This is a genomic window from Lujinxingia vulgaris (assembly GCF_007997015.1).
Classification (GTDB): Bacteria; Myxococcota_A; Bradymonadia; order Bradymonadales; family Bradymonadaceae; genus Lujinxingia; species Lujinxingia vulgaris.
In genome coordinates, this window is the sequence record NZ_VOSM01000004.1 from 225095 (window position 1) to 243854 (window position 18760).

At 64.1% G+C, this 18760-nt stretch carries 14 protein-coding genes; 4 read left to right on the forward strand and 10 right to left on the reverse strand.

Going from position 1 to position 18760, the window contains the following annotated elements; all coding sequences use genetic code 11:
* Positions 1–59: 59 nt before the first annotated feature.
* The 4 genes from FRC98_RS10215 to FRC98_RS10230 form a co-directional block, all read right to left on the reverse strand.
* Positions 60–1364, reverse strand: coding sequence for a hypothetical protein (locus tag FRC98_RS10215; protein WP_146981313.1), 1305 nt, complete (start codon positions 1362–1364; stop codon positions 60–62).
* A 235-nt stretch (positions 1365–1599) separates the two neighbouring features.
* Complete coding sequence (locus FRC98_RS10220; protein ID WP_146981314.1) at positions 1600–2400, reverse strand: hypothetical protein; 801 nt, start codon at positions 2398–2400, stop codon at positions 1600–1602.
* A 329-nt stretch (positions 2401–2729) separates the two neighbouring features.
* Positions 2730–6629: an Ig-like domain-containing protein gene (locus tag FRC98_RS10225; RefSeq protein WP_146981315.1), complete on the reverse strand. Its 3900-nt coding sequence runs from the start codon at positions 6627–6629 to the stop codon at positions 2730–2732.
* Between the two features lie 90 nt (positions 6630–6719).
* On the reverse strand, positions 6720–8462 hold the full coding sequence (locus FRC98_RS10230) for an OmpA family protein (protein ID WP_230467487.1): 1743 nt from the start codon (positions 8460–8462) through the stop codon (positions 6720–6722).
* A 467-nt stretch (positions 8463–8929) separates the two neighbouring features.
* Between FRC98_RS10230 and FRC98_RS10235 the strand changes: the two genes are divergently transcribed.
* Both FRC98_RS10235 and FRC98_RS10240 read left to right on the forward strand, forming a co-directional pair.
* Positions 8930–10210, forward strand: coding sequence for an NAD(P)/FAD-dependent oxidoreductase (locus FRC98_RS10235; RefSeq protein ID WP_146981317.1), 1281 nt, complete (start codon positions 8930–8932; stop codon positions 10208–10210).
* Positions 10207–11319: a 4Fe-4S binding protein gene (locus FRC98_RS10240; protein WP_146981318.1), complete on the forward strand. Its 1113-nt coding sequence runs from the start codon at positions 10207–10209 to the stop codon at positions 11317–11319. Before FRC98_RS10235 ends, FRC98_RS10240 begins: the two co-directional genes overlap by 4 nt.
* Before the next feature lie 464 nt (positions 11320–11783).
* Here the strand turns inward: FRC98_RS10240 and FRC98_RS10245 are convergent, their stop codons facing one another.
* On the reverse strand, positions 11784–12503 hold the full coding sequence (locus FRC98_RS10245) for a YceI family protein (protein ID WP_146981319.1): 720 nt from the start codon (positions 12501–12503) through the stop codon (positions 11784–11786).
* Positions 12504–12630: 127 nt separating this feature from the next.
* Positions 12631–13029 carry an acyl-CoA thioesterase gene (locus FRC98_RS10250; protein WP_230467488.1) on the reverse strand — a complete coding sequence of 133 codons (399 nt, stop codon included), beginning with the start codon at positions 13027–13029 and terminating at the stop codon, positions 12631–12633.
* A gap of 213 nt (positions 13030–13242) precedes the next feature.
* Here FRC98_RS10250 and FRC98_RS10255 point away from each other — a divergent pair, with 213 nt between their 5' ends.
* A complete protein-coding gene (locus FRC98_RS10255; protein ID WP_146981321.1) occupies positions 13243–13452 on the forward strand; it encodes a DNA gyrase inhibitor YacG in 210 nt (69 codons plus the stop codon).
* A 48-nt stretch (positions 13453–13500) separates the two neighbouring features.
* Here FRC98_RS10255 and FRC98_RS21470 read toward each other — a convergent pair whose 3' ends face one another.
* Together FRC98_RS21470 and htpG are read right to left on the reverse strand one after the other, a co-directional pair.
* Complete coding sequence (locus tag FRC98_RS21470) at positions 13501–14406, reverse strand: hypothetical protein (protein ID WP_230467489.1); 906 nt, start codon at positions 14404–14406, stop codon at positions 13501–13503.
* Between the two features lie 434 nt (positions 14407–14840).
* Positions 14841–16793 (reverse strand): molecular chaperone HtpG, encoded by a 1953-nt coding sequence (htpG, locus tag FRC98_RS10265; RefSeq protein WP_146981322.1) that lies wholly within the window; start codon positions 16791–16793, stop codon positions 14841–14843.
* Positions 16794–17066: 273 nt separating this feature from the next.
* On the opposite strand from htpG, the gene FRC98_RS10270 reads away from it, so the two are divergent.
* Positions 17067–17603 (forward strand): hypothetical protein, encoded by a 537-nt coding sequence (locus FRC98_RS10270; RefSeq protein ID WP_146981323.1) that lies wholly within the window; start codon positions 17067–17069, stop codon positions 17601–17603.
* 175 nt (positions 17604–17778) lie between these two features.
* Here the strand turns inward: FRC98_RS10270 and FRC98_RS10275 are convergent, their stop codons facing one another.
* Both FRC98_RS10275 and FRC98_RS21475 read right to left on the reverse strand, forming a co-directional pair.
* On the reverse strand, positions 17779–18525 hold the full coding sequence (locus FRC98_RS10275) for an enoyl-CoA hydratase/isomerase family protein (RefSeq protein ID WP_146981324.1): 747 nt from the start codon (positions 18523–18525) through the stop codon (positions 17779–17781).
* A gap of 2 nt (positions 18526–18527) precedes the next feature.
* Positions 18528–18701 (reverse strand): hypothetical protein, encoded by a 174-nt coding sequence (locus tag FRC98_RS21475; RefSeq protein ID WP_230467490.1) that lies wholly within the window; start codon positions 18699–18701, stop codon positions 18528–18530.
* Between the last annotated feature and the right edge of the window lie 59 nt (positions 18702–18760).

The following is an 18760-nucleotide window of genomic DNA, read 5'->3' on the forward strand; positions in this document are numbered from 1 at the left end:
TCGCATAAAAAAAACGCCCCCGAATTCGGGGGCGTTTTTTTTTGAAACACAGGCTTCGCTTACTGGCGCATGCGCTCCAGCTCGAGTTTAAGCTGCTCTTCCGGCGTCAGCTCTTCGCCTTCGTCTTCATCGGCGGCAGCCTCTTCTTCCGCGGGCTCGGGTTCCGGCTCGGGCTCGGGTTCCGGCTCAGGCTTCGGTTGCGCGATCTCGATGGTGCGCGCGGGCTCCGGCGCAGCTTCGGGCTCGGGTTCCAGCTCAGGCTCGGCGACAACTTCGGGCTCGGGCTCAGGTGTCGGCGCAGGACGTTCGACCTTCTTCGCCGGGCGCGGGCGCTGACGCACCTCGGGCTTCGGTTCAGGCGTCGGTTCCGGCCGTGCGGCAGGCTCGGGCGCATGCTCAACCTCGGCGGGCTGCTCGGCGTTGGCCTCCTCCTGAGCATCACCTGCGGGCGCCTCTTCATCGACCAGCGAATCGCCCGGGATTTGATCGGCCGGCGCCTCAACGCCGGGCTCTCCACCTTCATCGCCCTCGGCGGGCGCAGGCGCTTCCTCACTGCCAGGCTCTTCGACGGCTGCGGGCTGCTCTTCAGCGGTCGGCTCCGCAGGTGCTTCAGGGGCAGACTGCGCCGCACCGGAGGCCGACGCCGCAGCGCCGGGACCGGCTGTAAAGTACCAGCCGGCACCGCCCGCAAGACCCAGCACAATGATGAGCACCAGCACGATGCCGATCTTCGATCCGCCCTCTTTCTTCGCGGGCGCAGCCACCGGGGCCGGCGTGGGCACCGGGGCACGGCGCGGCTCGGCCTTCGGCTCAGCGACCTCTGGCGAGGGCGCCGGCGCCGCCGGTTCCGCTGCAGCTTCCTCCTCACCGAAGAGCGCGGCCTCATCGAGGGCAGGCGCCGCGGCAACCTCGGGCTCGTCATCTTCCTGGCCCGGAAGTTCGCCGTCATCGGGAGCGCTGGCGACAGCGGACTCCTCCACTGCATCAACCTCTGGCTCCGCCTCCGGCTCCGGCTCAGCCACAGGTTCGGGCTCGGCGGGCGCCTCAGCAAGTGCGAGGTCGTCGTCGCCTTCCAGCGCGTCGGCCTCCTCCTGCGCCTCGGGCAAAGGCCCCGGCGCCGGCGTCAGCTCCACGGCGGCCTGCGAGGACGCATCGACGTCCCCGAAAAGATCGGCCGAGGCGTCCATCGAGGTCAGAGAGGGCTCCGAGCTCTCGCCCGCCCCCAGCGGCACGCCGGCACCGGCGTCGAGCTCAGCCGCCGCCTCCGATTCATCACCGGCCATACCAAAAAGAGGCGTCCCGTCATGGGGACACACGTCGATGGCTTCTTCGAAATTTCGCCCGCAAGTGGTGCAAAAGCGCATACCTTGTGGCCTCCTGTCGTGACCGTCTTCGCTCCCCGGGGCAGCGTCATCTGGTCGTGTAATACCTTCGCAAGGCCGGGCCACCATAACCCATTGTTCAGGTGGCGACAACTTGGCGCAGGGCCTTCACACTCGCTTCAGAGCGCAAAAGGCCGAGGGGACTACCCTCGGCCTTTTGCCGCGTACTTACGCCTTCGGAGCGGGGAGCGCACTAACGCGCGCGCCCCGGACCGACTTAGTTGGCGTTGTAGTTCACGCTGTAGTCACGCTGGTGCACCGAGCCCTCGATCTTACCGGCGGCGCCGGACGCGGTCAGCTTACCGCTGACGTTGACGGTGTTGCCGTCGCGCTCACCGGTGGCCGAGATGTTGCCATCGGTGGAGACTTCGCCGCTGAAGGGAATGGCGAAGGCGGCGCCTTCACGGTTACCGCGGACCTGACCGCTGACCTTGAAGTCGGGGCGGACCATCATGCGGATGGAGGCACCTTCGAAGCCACCACCACCGAAGTTACCGTTCATCGAGCCAGTCTTGGCGGGCATGGGCTTGGCCGGAGCCTTCTTGGCGGCGGCACCCTCTTCGGCGGGAGCCTCTTCACCGGCGGCTTCTTCGCCTTCGGCGGCACCGGCTTCAGCCAGCGACTCGGCCAGCTCGGCGGTGCACTTCTCCATGCGAGTCTCGATGGCCATCTTCACGCTCTCGCGCTCAGCCATCTGCTCCTGGGCGGCGTTGAAGCTCTCTTCGGTGAAACCGTAGCGCGGGTAGATCTCGTTTTTGATCTCGGTAGCGCGCGCCGGGTCTTCGATCTGCGCGTTGACGCAGGTCACTTCGAAGGCGGCGTTGACGTACATGTCTTCGTTAACTTCGGCGGCCTCTTCTTCAGCAGCCTCTTCCTCCGGAGCAGCTTCCTCTTCGGTGGGCTCTTCGGGGGCGGCTTCTTCGGTGGTGGCGGGCTCTTCAGCCGGCTTATCACAACCCGAGAAGACCAGTCCGGCACTCGCCAGGGCGACGATCAACAATTGAATTCCACGCTTCATGAATTTCTCCTTCATTCGAATTCACATCAGGAAAACCGGTTCATGCCCTGCCATCAGGACTCGCTCCGGAACCGAGCTTGCCGCAACCTTGGTCGCGCCGGGCAAGCATACTCTCTTAGAGGCTCGCCCCTACATCGAACAATACGCGGCCAATGCGGCGCATACTATGCCCGCACTCTTGAGACTGTCAATTCCAACGCAGCAAGAGGCGATCGCCCGCCTGGACGCTCGAAAACGCAGAAGGGCCCGAAGCGAGACACCTCCTGCGGGAGGCGACATCGCTCCGGGCCCGGAGCTTAACGGGACTTCACCGGTTTAGCGTTTCATGCTCAGCGGCGCCGACGGCGCAAGACCATCACGCCGGCTGCAGCGAGCAACCAGAGAGGCACATCGCCCTGGCCCTGGCCGGGGACCGTCGCGCAGGAGCTGCCCAGGGCAAGCCCGCCACCGCCGTACATCTTCAGCGCCTCGGCGACGTTGATGCCGCGCTCCTCGGTGGTGACGTTGCCTGCCTCATCTCGTGCGCTGACCTCGATGGTGTGCTCGCCGGGCTCAACATCCTCCGGCAAGCTCACCGACCACTGGCCATCCTCGCCGACGACCACCGTGTCGATGACCTCGCCGTCGAGTTCGACCTCAATGACCGCGCCCGGCTCGGCGCTGCCGCTGATCGTGCGCTCATCCTCATAGAGGACCTGACCCTCGGTCGGCGAGTCGACGGTGAGCTCGGGGGCGCTGAGGTCAACCTCAATGGCGACCTCCGCTTCGGTGCGGATGCCCGCATCCTCGGCGACGACTTCGATGACATGTTGCCCTTCATCCAGCGCACCGTCCGGGGTGTAGCTCCACTGACCGTTGGCGTCGGCCTCCACCTCGGCCACCTCATCACCATCGATGATGATGGCGATCGTAGCGCCGGGCGCCGCGCTACCCGAGATCTCGGGGCTGGCCTCGTTGGTCAACGCCCCGTCAACCGGCGCGTCAATGATCACGGCGGTGGTGGAGGTGTCGATGGTCACCTCCACCCGGTCCTCACGCACACCCGAGGGCGATTCGACCGATGCGCCGAGGCTAAACTCGCCATCTTCAAGCGCCTCCTCAAGCTGATAGCTCCACTGCCCCAGATCGTCGGCGACGGTCTCACCGACCTCTTCGCCATCGACCAGGATGGTGACAGTCGCGCCCGGCTCGGCGCTGCCGCTGAGCGTGGGGGTGGAGGTGCGCACCCGGTCGCCTTCGGCCGGCGCGTCGATCTGCACGCCGTCGGTGCTGTCGACCGAGAAGTCGACAACCTCTTCACTCATATTGCCGGCCTCGTCGGTGGCGGTCACACGCAGCTCGTAAACACCTTCATCCAGAGGCGCATCGAACTCGAAGCTGTACGCGCCGCTCTCGTCGGCGACCGTCGTGCCCACGATCTCATCGTTGATGATGATCTCGATGACATCGCCCGGCTCCGCCTGCCCCTCAACGCGCTCGGGCGACTCGATGTAGCGCACATCCTGCTCCGGGGAGTCGACGGTGAGCACCGGAGCGACGGTGTCGATCACCACAATGATGGTGTCATCGCTGCGACCGTCGTCGGCCACGATTTCGTACTGCCCATCTTCAAGCGGCTCGTCCAGCGTAACGCTCCAGTCGCCGTTGCTGTCGACGGTCACCGTGGCGACCTCGTCGCCGTCGATCGAGATGGTAACCTCAGCGCCCGGCTCACCCACGCCGCTGAGCGTGGGGGCGTTCTCAGACGTGACACTCTCATCCAGCGGCTCGATGATCGTGAGCTGCGCGGTGCAAAGCTCACCGTCGCCCACAAAGCCCGGCAGGCAGGTGCAGCTGAAGCTGCCATCGGTGTCGGCGCAGCTGGCCTGAGCGTGGCAGGTGTCGGTGTCGAGCGCGCATTCGTCGACGTTGACGCAGCTCTCGCCATCGAACTCGTAGCCTTCCTCGCAGGCACAGCTGTACGAGCCGTCGGCGTCGCTGCACTGACCCGGACCACAGATACCAGGCGTCTCGGTACATTCGTCCACATTGACGCAGCTGGTTCCGTCGAACTCGTAGCCTTCCTCGCAGCTGCAGCTGTACGAGCCATCGGCGTCGCTGCACTGACCCGGACCACAAACGCCAGGCGTCTCGGTGCATTCGTCCACATTGACGCAGCTGGCTCCGTCAAACGCATAGCCTTCCTCGCAGCTGCAGCTGTACGAGCCGTCGGCGTCGCTGCACTGGCCCGGCCCGCAGATGCCGGGCGTCTCGGTGCACTCGTCCACATTGACGCAGCTGGTTCCGTCGAACGCGTAGCCTTCCTCGCAGCTGCAGCTGTACGAGCCATCGGCGTCGCTGCACTGGCCCGGCCCGCAGATGCCGGGCGTCTCGGTGCATTCGTCCACATTGACGCAGCTGGTTCCGTCAAACGCGTAGCCTTCCTCGCAGCTGCAGCTGTACGAGCCGTCGGCGTCGTTGCACTGACCCGGCCCACAGATGCCAGGCGTCTCGACGCATTCGTCGATATCGACGCAGCTGGTTCCGTCGAACGCGTAGCCCGCCTCACAGGCGCAGGCGTAGCTGCCGCCGGTGTTGGAGCAGGTGCCCGGCCCGCAGATCGAGGCGTCTTCGACGCACTCATTGATATCGGCGCAGGCGCCGTCGACAAGCTCATAGCCCGCCGCGCAGGAGCAAACATAGCTGCCGGTGGAGTTCGAGCACGTACCGCCCTCGCCACAGATGCCAGGCGTCTCGACGCATTCGTTCACATCGACGCAGGTCGTGCCGTCGAAGGTGTAGCCGGCGTCGCAGGCGCAGTCATAACTTCCACTGGTATCGCTGCACTGACCTTCACCGCAGATGTCCGGCGTCTCGACGCACTCGTTGATGTTGACGCAGGTGGTGCCGTCAAACTCAAAGCCCGCATCGCAAACACAGTCGTAGGCGCCCACGTTGTCGAGACACTGCCCGGGACCACAAATCACAACGTCTTCGGCGCATTCATCGACGTTGACGCAGGTCGTGCCGTCGAACTCAAAGCCCGCATCGCAGGCGCAACTGTAGAAGCCTTCGGAGTCGCTGCACTGGCCCTCGCCGCAGATCGCCGGGTTCTCGGTGCACTCGTCGATATCGACGCAGGTGGTGCCGTCAAACTCGTAACCCGAGTCACAGGCGCACTCATAGGAGCCGTCGATGTCATTGCACTGACCCGCGCCGCAGATCCCTGGCGTCTGCGCACATTCGTCGATGTCGACGCAACCGCCCGGGACCGCGCTCACCGTGCAGGTGCCGTCGCCCTGGGCGTTGTTCGGATCGTTGTTGCACAGCGGCGTGCCGGTGTAGCCCGCCGGGCAGCTCGGGGTGCCTCCCACAAACTGATCGCCATCGCATTGCTCGGTGGCCGCATCCAGGTAGCCGTCGCCGCAGACGCTGAAGGTGCAAAGCGGCGTGCAACCCGGACCGCCGTCGCACTCCTCGCAGACGTCGACAGAGCCGTCGCCGCAGGTGGGAAGTTGGCCCTCGGCCACCTGAAACTCAAAGATGCCAGGGGTCCCGGTGTTGCTCAGGTTCACCAGGTCGAGCATCGCCGCGGTGCCACTTCCGGGCACAGACACCGCGTTGTCGGTGTCGCCGGCATCAATGCCACCGACCGCCGGGGTGCCGCCCAGACCGCCACTGCCACCGCTGGCATCACCGGTCGTCCACTCCAGGCGGTTGTAGCGAAACTGCACGTCGTAGGTATCCGCTCCCTCGCACTGGCCCACGGTGTTGCGCAGCACGATCTGGAAGCTGTTCAGTTTGTCAGTCCTGCGGTTGTAATAACCGACGTTCTCCCAGGTGATCAGCACACGTTGGTTGGCGGGATCACTGCAGAAGTAGATATCCCCCTGGCTCGAGCGCATATCAACATCGGCGAAATAGGGCGCGATGGTGGGCTGGGTCAGCCCGGGGATTGCGTCCGGTGTGAAGGCCGACTGCCGATTATCAAAGGTGATGTTCCCGTTGATGTTGACCCAGGCGTCGGTGAAAAGCACCCCGAGTACATTCATGCCCGAGGGAAAGACCTCGGAGATGGAGATTGCAATCGATCCATCATCCAGGTCGCCCGTCACAGAGGACAGCAGACTGGCCCCGTACCCACCACCGGGGCACTCCAACATGGGGGCGCTGGCCAGAGCCGGCGCGGCGAATAGCGTACTTGTCAGCGCCGCGGCGCCGAGGCCTGCGGCGAGTTGTCGGAACTTCATAGATGACCTCTAAAAAATGATCTGTCGTCGACGAAGGGATGGCAGCCGGCAGCCGCCACGGGTGTGGCGGCTGCCGGCGTAGAGCGAGACTCAGTCGCGCTGCTCAATGTGGAACTCCACGCGGCGGTTGCGCGCGCGGCCGGTGTCGGTGCTGTTATCGGCGATCGGACGCTCCTGTCCGATGCCCTCGGCGCGAAGTCGCTCCGCGTCGATGCCGCGGCCAATCAGGTACTCGCGGACCGACGTGGCACGGTCCTGAGAGAGGCGCAGGTTGCTGCTGGCGCGACCGACGTTGTCGGTGTGGCCTTCGATGCGCACCATCTCCACCTGGGGGTTGTTCTCCAGCACCTGGGCGACCTGATTGAGCAGCTCATAGGAGCGCTCTTCGATCTGGGCCGAGCCGGTGGCGAAGTAGACGATCTCGCTGATCTCAATGCGCTGCGTCTCTTCATCGATGGTCACGAGCTCGGTCTCCTGCACACAGGCCGGGGTGCCACGGCTGAGGCCACACTCAAAGCCCTCTTCACAGGCCGTCTCACTGGCGACGTAGTCGCAGCTGCCTTCGACACAGACGCCGGCGTAGGTCGTCAGCATGTTGTCTTCGCAGGTGGGCGCGGGGATGGTGGCGCAGTCGCCATCGACCTCACATTCGGCCTGAGCGACGCAGGCGGCCTGACCGGCCTCATCGCTGCCGCAGACGGTGCCCTCACCACAGGTGCTCGTAGAGCTGCGGTAGGCGCAGGCGCCCTCTTCGCAGGCCGCCACGTAGGTGGTGATCTGACCATCTTCGCAGCTGGGCGCGGGAACATCGGCGCAATCTGCCTCCACGCTCGCTGCGCGACATTCAGGCTCGGGCTCGGGTTCGGGCTCCGGCTGGGGTTCGGGCTCCGGCGTCGGCTCGGGTTCGGGGGCCGGGCTGCTCAGCGCGGGCGCCCAGCCCACCCCGGCAAAGGCGCGCCAGTCCGGCGTGCCGTAGCCACTGACAAGGCCCACGCCACCGCCGGCGAGCATCAAGAGGTTGCCGATCTGGTACTTCGCCCCGCCCACGATCTCGGTGGGCGAGTCCTCGGCGACGATGGCGTCGGCCAGCGGCGTGATCTTTCCGTACGCTTCAGCCGTGGCGCGCAGCCCCTCGACAATCGGCACCTCCACACCCAGGTTCCAACCCAGGGTGTCGTCGATTGTCAGGTTCTCGTAAGACGTGCCCGGGCGGTAGAGATAACCCACGTTGGCCGCAATGCGCGGACCGCCCACAATGGCGTCAAACGCCAGACGCGGCCCCACGCGGAAGTCGCCACCTTGCAGGCGCTCTTCATTTCCGGTGGGAATGTACACGTCGGCCAGCGCGGCCAACGCCACGCCGTTATCCTCGGCACTCTCACGAGTGGAGAAGATCTGCACCTTGGGCACCACCCGGATATCCCCCACTCCGAAACCACCCTCGCCCGGAGCCTGCTCCCCGCCGGGAACTCCGCTGCCCCGCTGCCAGACCACAAAGGGAAGATCCAGACCCAGCTCAAAACGATCCAGCAGCGCCAGCGACACCAGAAGATGGGTCGTGGCGTGGTCGGAGACCACGCTGTCGATGCGCTCACCATCGCGGTTACGCAACACCAGCGGATCGTTGCTGTAGTTAAAGATGGCCACCGCCGACCAGTCCAAGTGCTCGCCAACATCCGCCGACGAGGTACTGAACAGGTTGCCCGAGGGGTTGGGCATCGGGTTGAACTGCTGCAACTCAAAGCCCTGCGCCGAGGCGGCCTGCGGCATCAAAAGCAAGAGCGCAAGCGCCGCCCCCCAGAGTCCACGAACTTCATTACGACTACGCACCATGATCCTCTCCATTGAGCAGTACAGCCATTGCAACCCCTCGATCACACACACATCTGGTCGAGACTTGCAAAGAATTGTAACAAAACGAGACGAAACTTCAACATCAGATCTCCCGGATACCACCCGATCGGGCCAGACGCTAGAAATCTCCTGGCAGCACGCCCCTGGTGCCCGCGTTAGCTATCACTTTTGTGTCTCAGGCCGCGGGGGCGAGGCCGTCCGAGTTCGGCGCTTATGTCGCATCCGCGGGGCTCCGCTTCTGCTCACCGTGGCACCCGATTGGCGAAGGCCTACGGAGCGGATCGACCTTACGTATCACCAGCGTGGCCGAGATAAGATCGCCTGGCCACGGGAATAGGGGGAGACGACCACAAGTGTTACGGTGTGTCTGGCGGGATGCAACCCGCCATCTTCCATCACGCTTTTAAGCGCTTCATCCCCCCCTTGTAATTGCACCTGAGAGCCCCATGCATGTTGTCATCGTCGGCAACGGCGTCGCCGGCACCGAAGCCGCGCTGGCCATACGCCGGCGCCTCTCCCCGCAGGATGCCCGCATCACGTTGATCAGCGAGGAGCACCCCTACTTCTTCTCGCGCACCGCGCTGATGTACGCCTACATGGAAAAGATGCAGCGCCGCGATCTCGAGCCTTATGAGCGCGAGATGTACCGCCGCCAGAAGATCGAGCGCATCCAGAACCGGGTCGTCGACCTCGACGCCGACGCCCACACCATCACGCTGCGCTCAGGCGCCACGCTCAGCTACGACCGACTCCTGCTGGCCGTGGGCGCTCGCCCCCGCATGGTGCCTTTTGAAGGGCTCGAAAAGGTTAAAGACGGGCTGGTCCATTTTGTCTCCATGCAGGATCTCGACCACTGCGAGCGGCTGACCTGGTCGACCGAAGAGGCCGTCGTCCTGGGCGGGGGACTCATCGGCGTGGAGCTCGCCGAGAGCTTTGTTCACCACGGGCTGAAGGTGAGTTTTGTAGTGCGCGAGCCCTACTTCTGGCCGGCGGCGCTGGCCGCCGAGGAGGGGGAGATTATTGGCGAGGAGATCCGCCGCCACGGCATCGAGCTTATCGTCGACCAGGAGCTCAAAACCATCGAGAGCGATGAGGCCGGGCGGGTGAGCGGGGTGGGGTTGAGCGATGGTCACCACCTGCCGGCGCAGATGCTCGGCGTGGCGATCGGGGTGGTGCCCAACGTCGACTGGCTGCGCGAGGTGAAGTCCTCGCCAGAGCTGGGGCGAGGCATCCGCGTGGATCGCAGCTTCCGCACCTCGCTTCCCGACGTCTTCGCTGCCGGCGACTGCGCCGAGATCGGCGCCGATGGCGAGGTGCCGCTCCTAGAGACCATCTGGTACTCCGCCAAACTTCAGGGCCAGCGCGCCGCCGGCGCCATCCTGGGCGATGAGGTCAGCTACACCCCGCCGATCTTCTACAACAGCTCAAAGTTCTTCGGCATCGAGTACACCACCGTCGGTGAGTGTGTGGGCGTGCCCTCGGGCACCCGCTCGCTCTATCGACGTCATGAAAGCCGCCCCATCACCCAGCGCATCCTCTTTGACGAGGCGCAGGTGCGGGGCTTTAGCATGCTGGGATCGCGCTGGGACCACACGCTCTTGCAGCAGTGGGTCGCCGAGCGCCGCCCCTTAAGCTACGTGCGCGAGCATCTGCATCGCGCCCAGTTCGACGTGGAGTTCGGCCGCGTCGATCTCTCGAAGTTCCAGGAAGAGGAGCGCACGCTGTGAGACAAAAAGGATCTCTGGGCTGGCTTAAACACGACCTGACCCACCGCGGCCCCACCGCCTGGCTTTTGACGCTGGGGCTCTTCGCCTTCTACTTCATCCTCTACTACGGCGGGCGCACCCTGGCCGGGGTGCCCATCCCGGACCTCTTCACGCCCATTGCACAGGCGCTGCATCTCCCCAGCAAGTGGACCTTCTACGGGTTGCTCTACACCCTGGCGATCGCCATCGGCGGGGCGTACGTCATCTATAAGTACCGGCATAACCGCTACCAGGTTATCCGCACCTCGGTGGTGATCTTTGTGCAGGCCACCCTGGCGTTCTCGGTGCCCTGGATCCTGACGATCTTCGAGCAACCCGAGTACTACTTCAGCTATTTGTGGCCGCTGAAGATGGAGTATTTCTACCCGTCGACGATCCTGTCGATGCCGCTGCCCTTTATCCTCTTTAGCCTGCTGGGCTCGCTTATCATGGTGCCGCTGCTGGGGATCTTTTTTGGCAAGCGCTGGTACTGCTCCTGGGTCTGCGGCTGCGGGGGGCTGGCCAACACCGCCGGAGAGCCCTTTCGGCATCTCTCAAACAAGTCGAGCAAGGCCTGGGCCTTTGAGAAGTGGTCGATTCACATCACGCTCTTTTTAGCGCTTTTGACCACGGCCCTTGTCATCGCCTCCTGGGGGGTTGGCGAGAACTACCCGGTCTTTGCCGAGCAGGCCGCCAGCCTGCGCTCGCTCTACGGTTTTGTGGTCGCAACGCTGCTCTCGGGCATCATCGGCGTGGCGCTCTACCCGGTGGGCGGCACGCGGGTCTGGTGCCGCTATTTTTGCCCGATGGCCGCGATCCTCGGGCTTGTGCAGAAGTTCGGGCGCTACCGCATCCGCGTCAAAGACAACATGTGCATCAGCTGCGGGATGTGCTCGACCTACTGCGAGATGGGCATCGACGTGCGCGCTTACGCCCAGCGCAACCAGGATTTTGTGCGCGCGAGCTGCGTGGGCTGCGGCATCTGCGCGGAGGTCTGCCCCCGCGGAGTGCTGCGCCTGGAAAACCGCTGGCGCCGCGATCCTCAAGAACTCTCGATGGACGCCCTGCTCAACGAGACCTACCGCGGCTAATCTCAACCTGGCACCGCGACCGTGGGTCGGCTTTTAGGCCGACCCACGGTCAGCTGCGTCGCCCCTCTCACCCGCATAAAATAACGACTTCGGCTGACCGTGGGTCAGGCTTCAGGTTGACCCTGGGTCGATTGATGAAAAGGCATCGCGCCGGCCGGAGGTCAGGCTTCAGGCCGACCGGGGGTCAGCCCCAATGCCCTTCTAAACCGCATAAACACTCAACTTCGTCCGACCGTGGGTCGGGTTTCTTCGCGGTTATAAATCGCCTTAAACGCCGCCACGAAAATCACGTCGCCCCCGGCTCACCGGTCGAAGAATCCTGGTCAAAGAATCCTGGTCAAAGAATCCCGGTCAAAAAACCCTGATCAAAAAACCCCCGGCAACCGCTGGTTACCGGGGGTTTCTTGTATCGTCGGCGGGCATCGCTGCCCTTGAGTCGGCGGGCATCGCTGCCCGCTCAGACTTTAGCCTTCGCTGCCTTCAGCGGCGGCCTCTTCGGCGGCCGGCTCAGCGGCAACCGCTTCGGCGGTCAGCGGAAGCTCCATGTTGAGCTTCATGAGCACTTCGTCGCGGATCAGGTCGTCAGCCTGACCCTTGTACTCGATACCAAAGTCAAAACGCTTGATGGTGAACTCGCTGGCGACCTTGAGCGTGTTGTCTTCCACCGAGGCGGTCACCGGGAAGGTGATCTGCTTGGTGTTGCCCAGCATGGTCATGTTGCCGGTGACGGTGTGGGTCGCATCGCCTTCGGCGCCTTCCACGATCTCGGTCGACTCGAAGCTGGCCGTCGGGTGCTTCTCGACCGCGAAGAAGTCGTCGCTCTTGAGGTGCCCGGTCAGGCGATCGTTGTCGGAGTAGATCGAGGTGGTGTCCACGGTGAACGCCACTTTCTCAAGGGTCGCATCGCCGGAGACGTGGCCGACGCCTTCCCACTTCTCAAACCCGCCGGTGTGGTCGCCGGTAACTTTGGCGCCAACCCATTCGATCTTGGAGGTCTCGGTGTTGAAGGCCAGCTCGCGGACTTCCTTCGCTTCGGCAGCTTCTTCGGCCGGTGCGGCTTCTTCGGTGGCCTCAGCGGCAGGCTCGGCGACCTCGGCGGCGGCCTTGCCGTCGATCTCGCTCTCACAGGCCACGGCAAGGGTAAGCGCCGCAATCAGAAGGATCATCCAGGTCTTGGTGTGCATCGTTGGTACTCCTTAAAGGGGTTTGATACGCGGGCGGCCTCCACAACGAGGCCTGACCCTTGTCTGTTGATGACAGTGTTCAGGGGACGCCCACCTCCTGGTGAGCGCGCCGGGCAACCTTACAAACTCAGGGCTGATGTTGTTCCCGCAACCACTGAGGAACTTCCACCGGACGGCCGGTCGCGTCGATCGTCACCATGACGAACTCCGCGGTGGCCAGCACCTGCCCATCGGAGATTCGCCGAAGCGACTGCCCGAATGTGGCGCTGGTGCGACCCAGGCGCTCGATCCACAGTGAGACCTCAATCTCATCGAAGAGAAATGCCGCGGCCATATACTCCACGCTGAGCTTGCGCACGACCATCTGCGCGTCGCTCTTGCGCACATCGCCGCCGAGCTGGCCAAAAGCCTCCCAGCGACAATGCTCAAAATAATTGAGGTAGACAGCGTTGTTGACATGTCCGAAGACGTCGAGCTCGTAACCTCGAACGCGCAGCGTTGTGCTAAAGGGGTTGGAAGCGTTCACGTCGTGACATCCTGAGCCGAAGGTAGCGTTGCGCTTAAAAACATTGAAAAGCGCCACGAAGGTTTAGACTCCCCTGCCGGGGTTTCAAGTTCACACTTCGCAACGCCGTGTCGCGTTTTTGCATCACGCGCTCAACCCCACCCCTTCGATCTGCGTTTTAGCCGCATTCTAAGCCAACAAAAGGCCTGCACCACGACCAGAGAGGTCCCCGCCATGAGTGAAAAAAAGACGCGCCCCCATTGCCCGATCTGCCGCGCGGAGGTCGAGCTCCTCGATCAGAACAAAGACTTTCCCTTCTGCTCCGAGCGCTGCAAAAGCAAAGATCTGGGCAAATGGTTCGGCGGCGCCTACCTGGTACCCGGCCGCGCCGCCTCCCCCGAGGAGATCGTCGAGGAGGTTCGACGCCCCCGCCAGAACGACTGAGGCTGGCGCCCGGCGCCAGCCTCACAGTCTTCATTCTTTCGATAAGTCTCACTGAGGCCGAATCGCCTCGGGGAGCATGCGCCGCAGGCGCACGTTGACCTCGGAGGGCCGGTCCCGCTCAATCTCCACGTTGCGGATCCAGCGGTGGTAATCGTCCAGGGTCACTTCTACAAAGTAGGTGCCCGTGGGAAGCTCGCGGGCCTCCTCCCAGGGGGTGACCACCTCAAACGCCTCCACATCGGCGCGCTTCGGCGCATCGAGCTCGCGCGGCTCCACCCGAACGCGCGCGCCGGGCCTGTCGACCATCACCTTGAGGCTGCCGGTGAAGAGCATCGGCTCGGCCAGAAGCTCCACCCGCTGCTCGGCCGCATCGCCGATGACGATCTCGGTGTGAAGGGGCTCGTGATCGGCGAGCTTCGCCTTCACGTCATAACGGCCCGAACGCATCCAGATCTTGCGTTCTTCACCGCTGAAAAACATCGGAAACCCGTCGATATCGATCTGCCCGCGGGGCACATCCCGGGCAACCAGCGTCACCTCGACCCAGCGCGGCTCCCCCTCCGCCATCTCCGGCTCCTGGCCCTCATAGACCAGCTCCGCCCCGCCATCGATGCAGCTCTGCACCGCCTGACGGGACTCCTCGATGACGTCCTGCGCATCGCCGCGATCGAGGTAGGCCTGGTAGAAGAGCACCGCGCGCTCGCACTGCTTTTTAGCGCGCAGGACCTCCGCGAAGTTAAAATACGCGATGGGGAAGTTCTGGCCGGCCTTGAGGATCGCCGCTTCATAATGGGGCACCGAGCGTGTCCAGGCCCCGGCCATCGCCAGGCGGTTGGCACGCTGCAGCGCCTCAATCGGGTTGGAAGAAGGCGTCTCCTGGGCGCCGGCGTTCAGCGCCACCGTCGAGGCCATCACCGCGATGCTCATCACCCGCGCAATCCTGCTCCACTTCATTGTCTACCCCTGGTGAAATCATCACGTCGTGCGCCCGACCCCACCGAGTATCGGTCGGGCTTCGGGCCACTTTTCAACCTAACAAAGCCCCGGGGGCACCTCCAACGACGCTGGCGTAACGGGTGGTTAAGCGCCCACCCTGCCCTCGGCCTTCAAACGGCCTCGCAGTAAACCCGCCAGCGTCTCAGCCCTCGGCCTGTCTCTACGACGGTGGTCGCGCGTCAAACTTCAATCAAGGCTGGAGCAGGGGCTGGCGCCCTCCCCTGATGTCGCCTCCCTCTGCGCTGTGCGGCCAGCTACAGCGCCGCATCCCCCATAAAAAGGCGCGGCGAGTCGGAGCGCCGGCGGCTTATCGCCACCTTGCTCCCACTCGCCGCGTTTCATATTGCCTCCTAAACCCTTGATTCAAAAGGCTTTTCAGACAGCACTTTCACTTACTTCTCGGCGCGATCTTCGCTCAAGAGTTCCAGCAAAAGATCGTTGATTCGCCGCACAAAGAGCGCCGGCGCCTCAAGCTGACCGCCCTCGGCAAGACGCGCCTGATCGAGCAGGAGCTCCGCAAATTGCCGGCGACGCTCGTCATCCGACTCCGAGACCAGACGCTCCACCAGAGGATGCTTTTCATTGAGCTCGAGAATCGGCGCGCTCGACGGCACCGACTCGCCAGCCTGCTCCAGAATGCGCCGCATACGCTCGCCAATCTCCCACTCCTCGCGCACCAGGCACGAGGGAGAGTCGGTCAGACGTTTGGACAGGCGCACCTCCCGCACCCGCTCCCCCAGCAGCTCGCCGACCTCACCAAGCCAGGGCGCCGGGGCCTCCTGCGACTCGGAGCTCTCGTCGTTCTCGGTCGCATCGGCCTTGTCGTCGCCCTCTTCGCCTGCCTGCGCCTCGTCGGACTTGCCAAGCGACTCCAGATCAAGCGCCCCGCGGTCCACCGAACGCAGCGTCTTGCCCTCGAACTCACTCAGGTGGTTGACCAGCCACTCGTCGACCGCGTCGGTGAGCACGAGCACCTCGACGCCGCGGGCCTTAAAAATCTCGAGGTGCGGGCTGGCCAGCGCCGCCTCATAGCTATCGGCGGTCACGTAGTAGATGGCGTCCTGACCGGGGCGCATCCGCTCGATGTACTGCGCAAGACTCAGCGTCTGCTCAGCCCCCTCGGTGCCGGTGGAGGCAAAGCGCGCGAGCGCCGCTACCTGCTCGCGACGGTCCGCGTCTTCGATCACGCCCTCTTTGAGGATGGGGCCAAAGGCCTTCCAGAAGGTGGCGTACTTCTCGGCGTCGGCGCTGAGCTCTTCGAGCGCTTCGAGCACCTTCTTGACTGCGGTCTGGCGCATCGAGCGCACCACACGGTTATCCTGCAGAAGTTCGCGGGAGACGTTCAGGGGAAGATCGTCGCTGTCGACCACCCCGCGCACAAAACGCAGGTAGCGGGGCAAGAAGACCTCGGCCTCATCCATGATGAAGACGCGTTTGACGTAGAGCTTCACGCCACCTGTGCGCTCCTGACCGCCCATCGCCAGATCGAAGGGGCGAGCGGAGGGCACGAAGAGGAGGAGCGTGAACTTGAGGCGGCCCTCCACCGTGGTGTGCACCCGGGTCAGCGGCTCATCAAAGGCGCGGGCCACGTGGTGGTAGAACTCGGTGTAGTCCTCCTCGCTGATCTCGGAGCCTGGGCGGGTCCACAGCGCCGAGGCCTGGTTAAGCTGGCGTATCTCCTCGTCTTTCTCCCCCTCACCCTCGTCGATCTTCTCGACCAGAAGGATGGGAAAAGAGATGTGGTCGGAGTAGCGGCGGATCACCGTCTCGACGCGCAGCGGTTCCAGAAACTCATCTTCCTCCTCGCGAAGATGCAGCACGATCTCGGTGCCGACCTCCTCCTTCTCGGCCGCCTCCAGGGTGTAATCGCCCTCGCCGGTGGACTCCCAGCGCACGGCCTCGTCGCTGCCGGCGCGGCGCGTGGTCAGCTCCACGCGCTCGGCGACGATGAAGGCCGAATAAAACCCCACGCCGAACTGGCCGATGAGGTTGGCGTCGGCTTTCTGGTCGCCGCTTAAGCGCTCCAGAAACTCGCGGGTGCCGCTGCTGGCGATGGTGCCGATGCTGCGGGTGACTTCCTCGCGGCTCATGCCGATACCGTTATCGGCGATGGTCAGCGTGCGCGCCTCTTTATCAAGCGTGATGGTGATGGCCGGCTCGCCCTGGTCAGCGCGCAGCGCGGCGTCGGCCAGGGCCTCAAAGCGCAGCTTGTCGATGGCGTCGGAGGCGTTGGAGACCAGCTCCCTCAAAAAGACCTCCTTATTGGAGTACATCGCGTGAATCATCAGCCGCAGCACCTGGCTGACCTCGGCCTCAAAGGCCCGCGTCTCTTTTTCTTGAGCCATAGCAACCTCTCCTATCCTGTTGATATTACGTCAATTTCCACACAAAAACGCCCCACTTCCGAGCCTCAATGGGCGGCCGGGGAGGCGGTTGGGGGCGGCATTCTAAAAGATCGATCAGCGCAGACAACCCCTGCGATCCAAAACCAATATTTGGTGGGTCGCCCCTCGCTCCTAACTTTATCAGGAGACGCGCGGCGTTCGCCGGGATCGAGCATCGAGCAGCACGACGAACCGATCGGGCCGCGCAACAGACCCGAGCCACGAGGTATCATCATGCGCTCAACATCGATTCAACGCGCCCTAATGGCGCTTCTGCTGGCCGGCGGCCTTTCGGTGGCCGCCTGTGATATGACCACCGACCAGAACGAGCCGGCCAACGAGCCTTACGGCAGCGGCCCGGCCGAGGAGCAACCCGCCTCCGAGCCGATGCCCGAGGAGCCGATGCCCGCCGAGTCGGGTACGGAAGCCCCCGCTGAGCAGGGCACTGATATGGAGGAGCCCTCCACCGAGGAGACCACCGAGCCTTACGGCGGTGGTCCCACCGGAGAGGAAGAACAGCTCGGCGAGGGCTGGCAGAAAGTCCAGGAAGGCCTCGATCAGGTGCGCGATGAGGCCAACCGTATGGCCGCCGGCGGCACCGAAGAGGTCGCCGATGCCGCCGAGGAGATCCGCGACAAGACCAATGAGTTCGAGAAGGACATCACCGAGTCGATTCGCAAGTTGCGCGAAGCCGCGCCCGAGGCTGCTCCGGCTGATACCCAGCCCGGCACCACCGAGCCCTCCGAGAGCGGCGCTCCTGAGGAGTACTGATCCGAAGCGGTGATGGGCATCCTGCCCGCCTGATGTGAGCCCTCTTAACGCCCCCCCTGGCTCACTTCAAACCCTGAAGAAAAACCTCGCCGGGGCCGCTTAGCGGCCCCGGCGAGGTTTTTTCGTTTAAGTCCCTGTGCCGAAATGCGCAGTGAGGACGCCAGGGTCCGTACCCTTATTTTTTACCTAAAAACCCGGCGACCGCCGCCTGGAAGTCTTCCGAGCCCAGGCGCGCCGCAAAAATCGCGGCCTCGGCGCGCATTGCCTCAATGACCTGCTGCTCATCGCCGCGGCGCAGCAGCGATTTGGTCAGGCGCAGCGCCTGGGGTGACTTCGCCGAGAGCTTCTCGGCCACCTGCTGTGCCCGGGCCGCCACCTCGCCATCGTCGACAAGTTCGTTGACGATGCCGCAGCGAAGCGCCATCTCGCCATCGAAGAAGTCGCCCAGATAAAGGAGCTCCGCGGCCAGGCGATGCCCGGCGATCTGCCCCAGGATCAGGCTGGAGCCGGCCTCCGGCACAAGGCCCAGCTCCACAAAAGGCAGGCGAAAACGCGTGGTGGGCGCGGCATACACAAGGTCGCAGTGCAGGAGCATCGTCGTGCCGATGCCGATGGCGTAGCCCTCCACCGCGGCGATCACCGGTTTGGGGCAGCGGCGAAGCGCCAGCAGAAATCGAAACACCGGGCTGTTTTCATCGACCGGCGGATCGTTCATAAAATCTTTGAGGTCGTTTCCGCTGCTGAAGTGGCCGCCCTCCCCGCGCAGGATCACGCAGCGGATCGCCTCATCATCGCCGGCCAGCTGCAGCTGGCGAGCGGCCTCGGTGTACATCGCCAGCGTCAGGGCATTTTTGCGCTCGGGGCGATCAAAGATAATCTCCAGCACGCCATCCTGGCGCTCCACACGGATCGTCTCACTCATCATCACTCCTGGGTGCCGCACGAGGTCGGTGCGGCGGGTTTCGCGTTGGGTCCGAGCTGCCTGCCAGTGGCAGCGCGCGGGGCAAGGTTGCACACCCGGGCGCTGCGGTCGAGGATCACGGCATCGACGAAGAAGCCGCGCACCGCTGTGAAGACGACGTGCGCGTGTGCCAGCAATGATCTAAACTCCCCATTCACCCGAACACGTTACGGGGCGAGTTTCGACTCCGAGTTTT

What these genes read in the sequence shown, in the direction of transcription:
- FRC98_RS10215 (WP_146981313.1), bottom strand. Translation starts at nt 1,364, where the DNA reads ATGCGCTTTTGCACCACTTGCGGGCGAAATTTCGAAGAAGCCATCGAC.
- FRC98_RS10220 (WP_146981314.1), bottom strand. Translation starts at nt 2,400, where the DNA reads ATGAAGCGTGGAATTCAATTGTTGATCGTCGCCCTGGCGAGTGCCGGA.
- FRC98_RS10225 (WP_146981315.1), bottom strand. Translation starts at nt 6,629, where the DNA reads ATGAAGTTCCGACAACTCGCCGCAGGCCTCGGCGCCGCGGCGCTGACA.
- FRC98_RS10230 (WP_230467487.1), bottom strand. Translation starts at nt 8,462, where the DNA reads ATGGTGCGTAGTCGTAATGAAGTTCGTGGACTCTGGGGGGCGGCGCTT.
- FRC98_RS10235 (WP_146981317.1), top strand. Translation starts at nt 8,930, where the DNA reads ATGCATGTTGTCATCGTCGGCAACGGCGTCGCCGGCACCGAAGCCGCG.
- FRC98_RS10245 (WP_146981319.1), bottom strand. Translation starts at nt 12,503, where the DNA reads ATGCACACCAAGACCTGGATGATCCTTCTGATTGCGGCGCTTACCCTT.
- FRC98_RS10255 (WP_146981321.1), top strand. Translation starts at nt 13,243, where the DNA reads ATGAGTGAAAAAAAGACGCGCCCCCATTGCCCGATCTGCCGCGCGGAG.
- FRC98_RS21470 (WP_230467489.1), bottom strand. Translation starts at nt 14,406, where the DNA reads ATGAAGTGGAGCAGGATTGCGCGGGTGATGAGCATCGCGGTGATGGCC.
- htpG (WP_146981322.1), bottom strand. Translation starts at nt 16,793, where the DNA reads ATGGCTCAAGAAAAAGAGACGCGGGCCTTTGAGGCCGAGGTCAGCCAG.
- FRC98_RS10270 (WP_146981323.1), top strand. Translation starts at nt 17,067, where the DNA reads ATGCGCTCAACATCGATTCAACGCGCCCTAATGGCGCTTCTGCTGGCC.
- FRC98_RS10275 (WP_146981324.1), bottom strand. Translation starts at nt 18,525, where the DNA reads ATGAGTGAGACGATCCGTGTGGAGCGCCAGGATGGCGTGCTGGAGATT.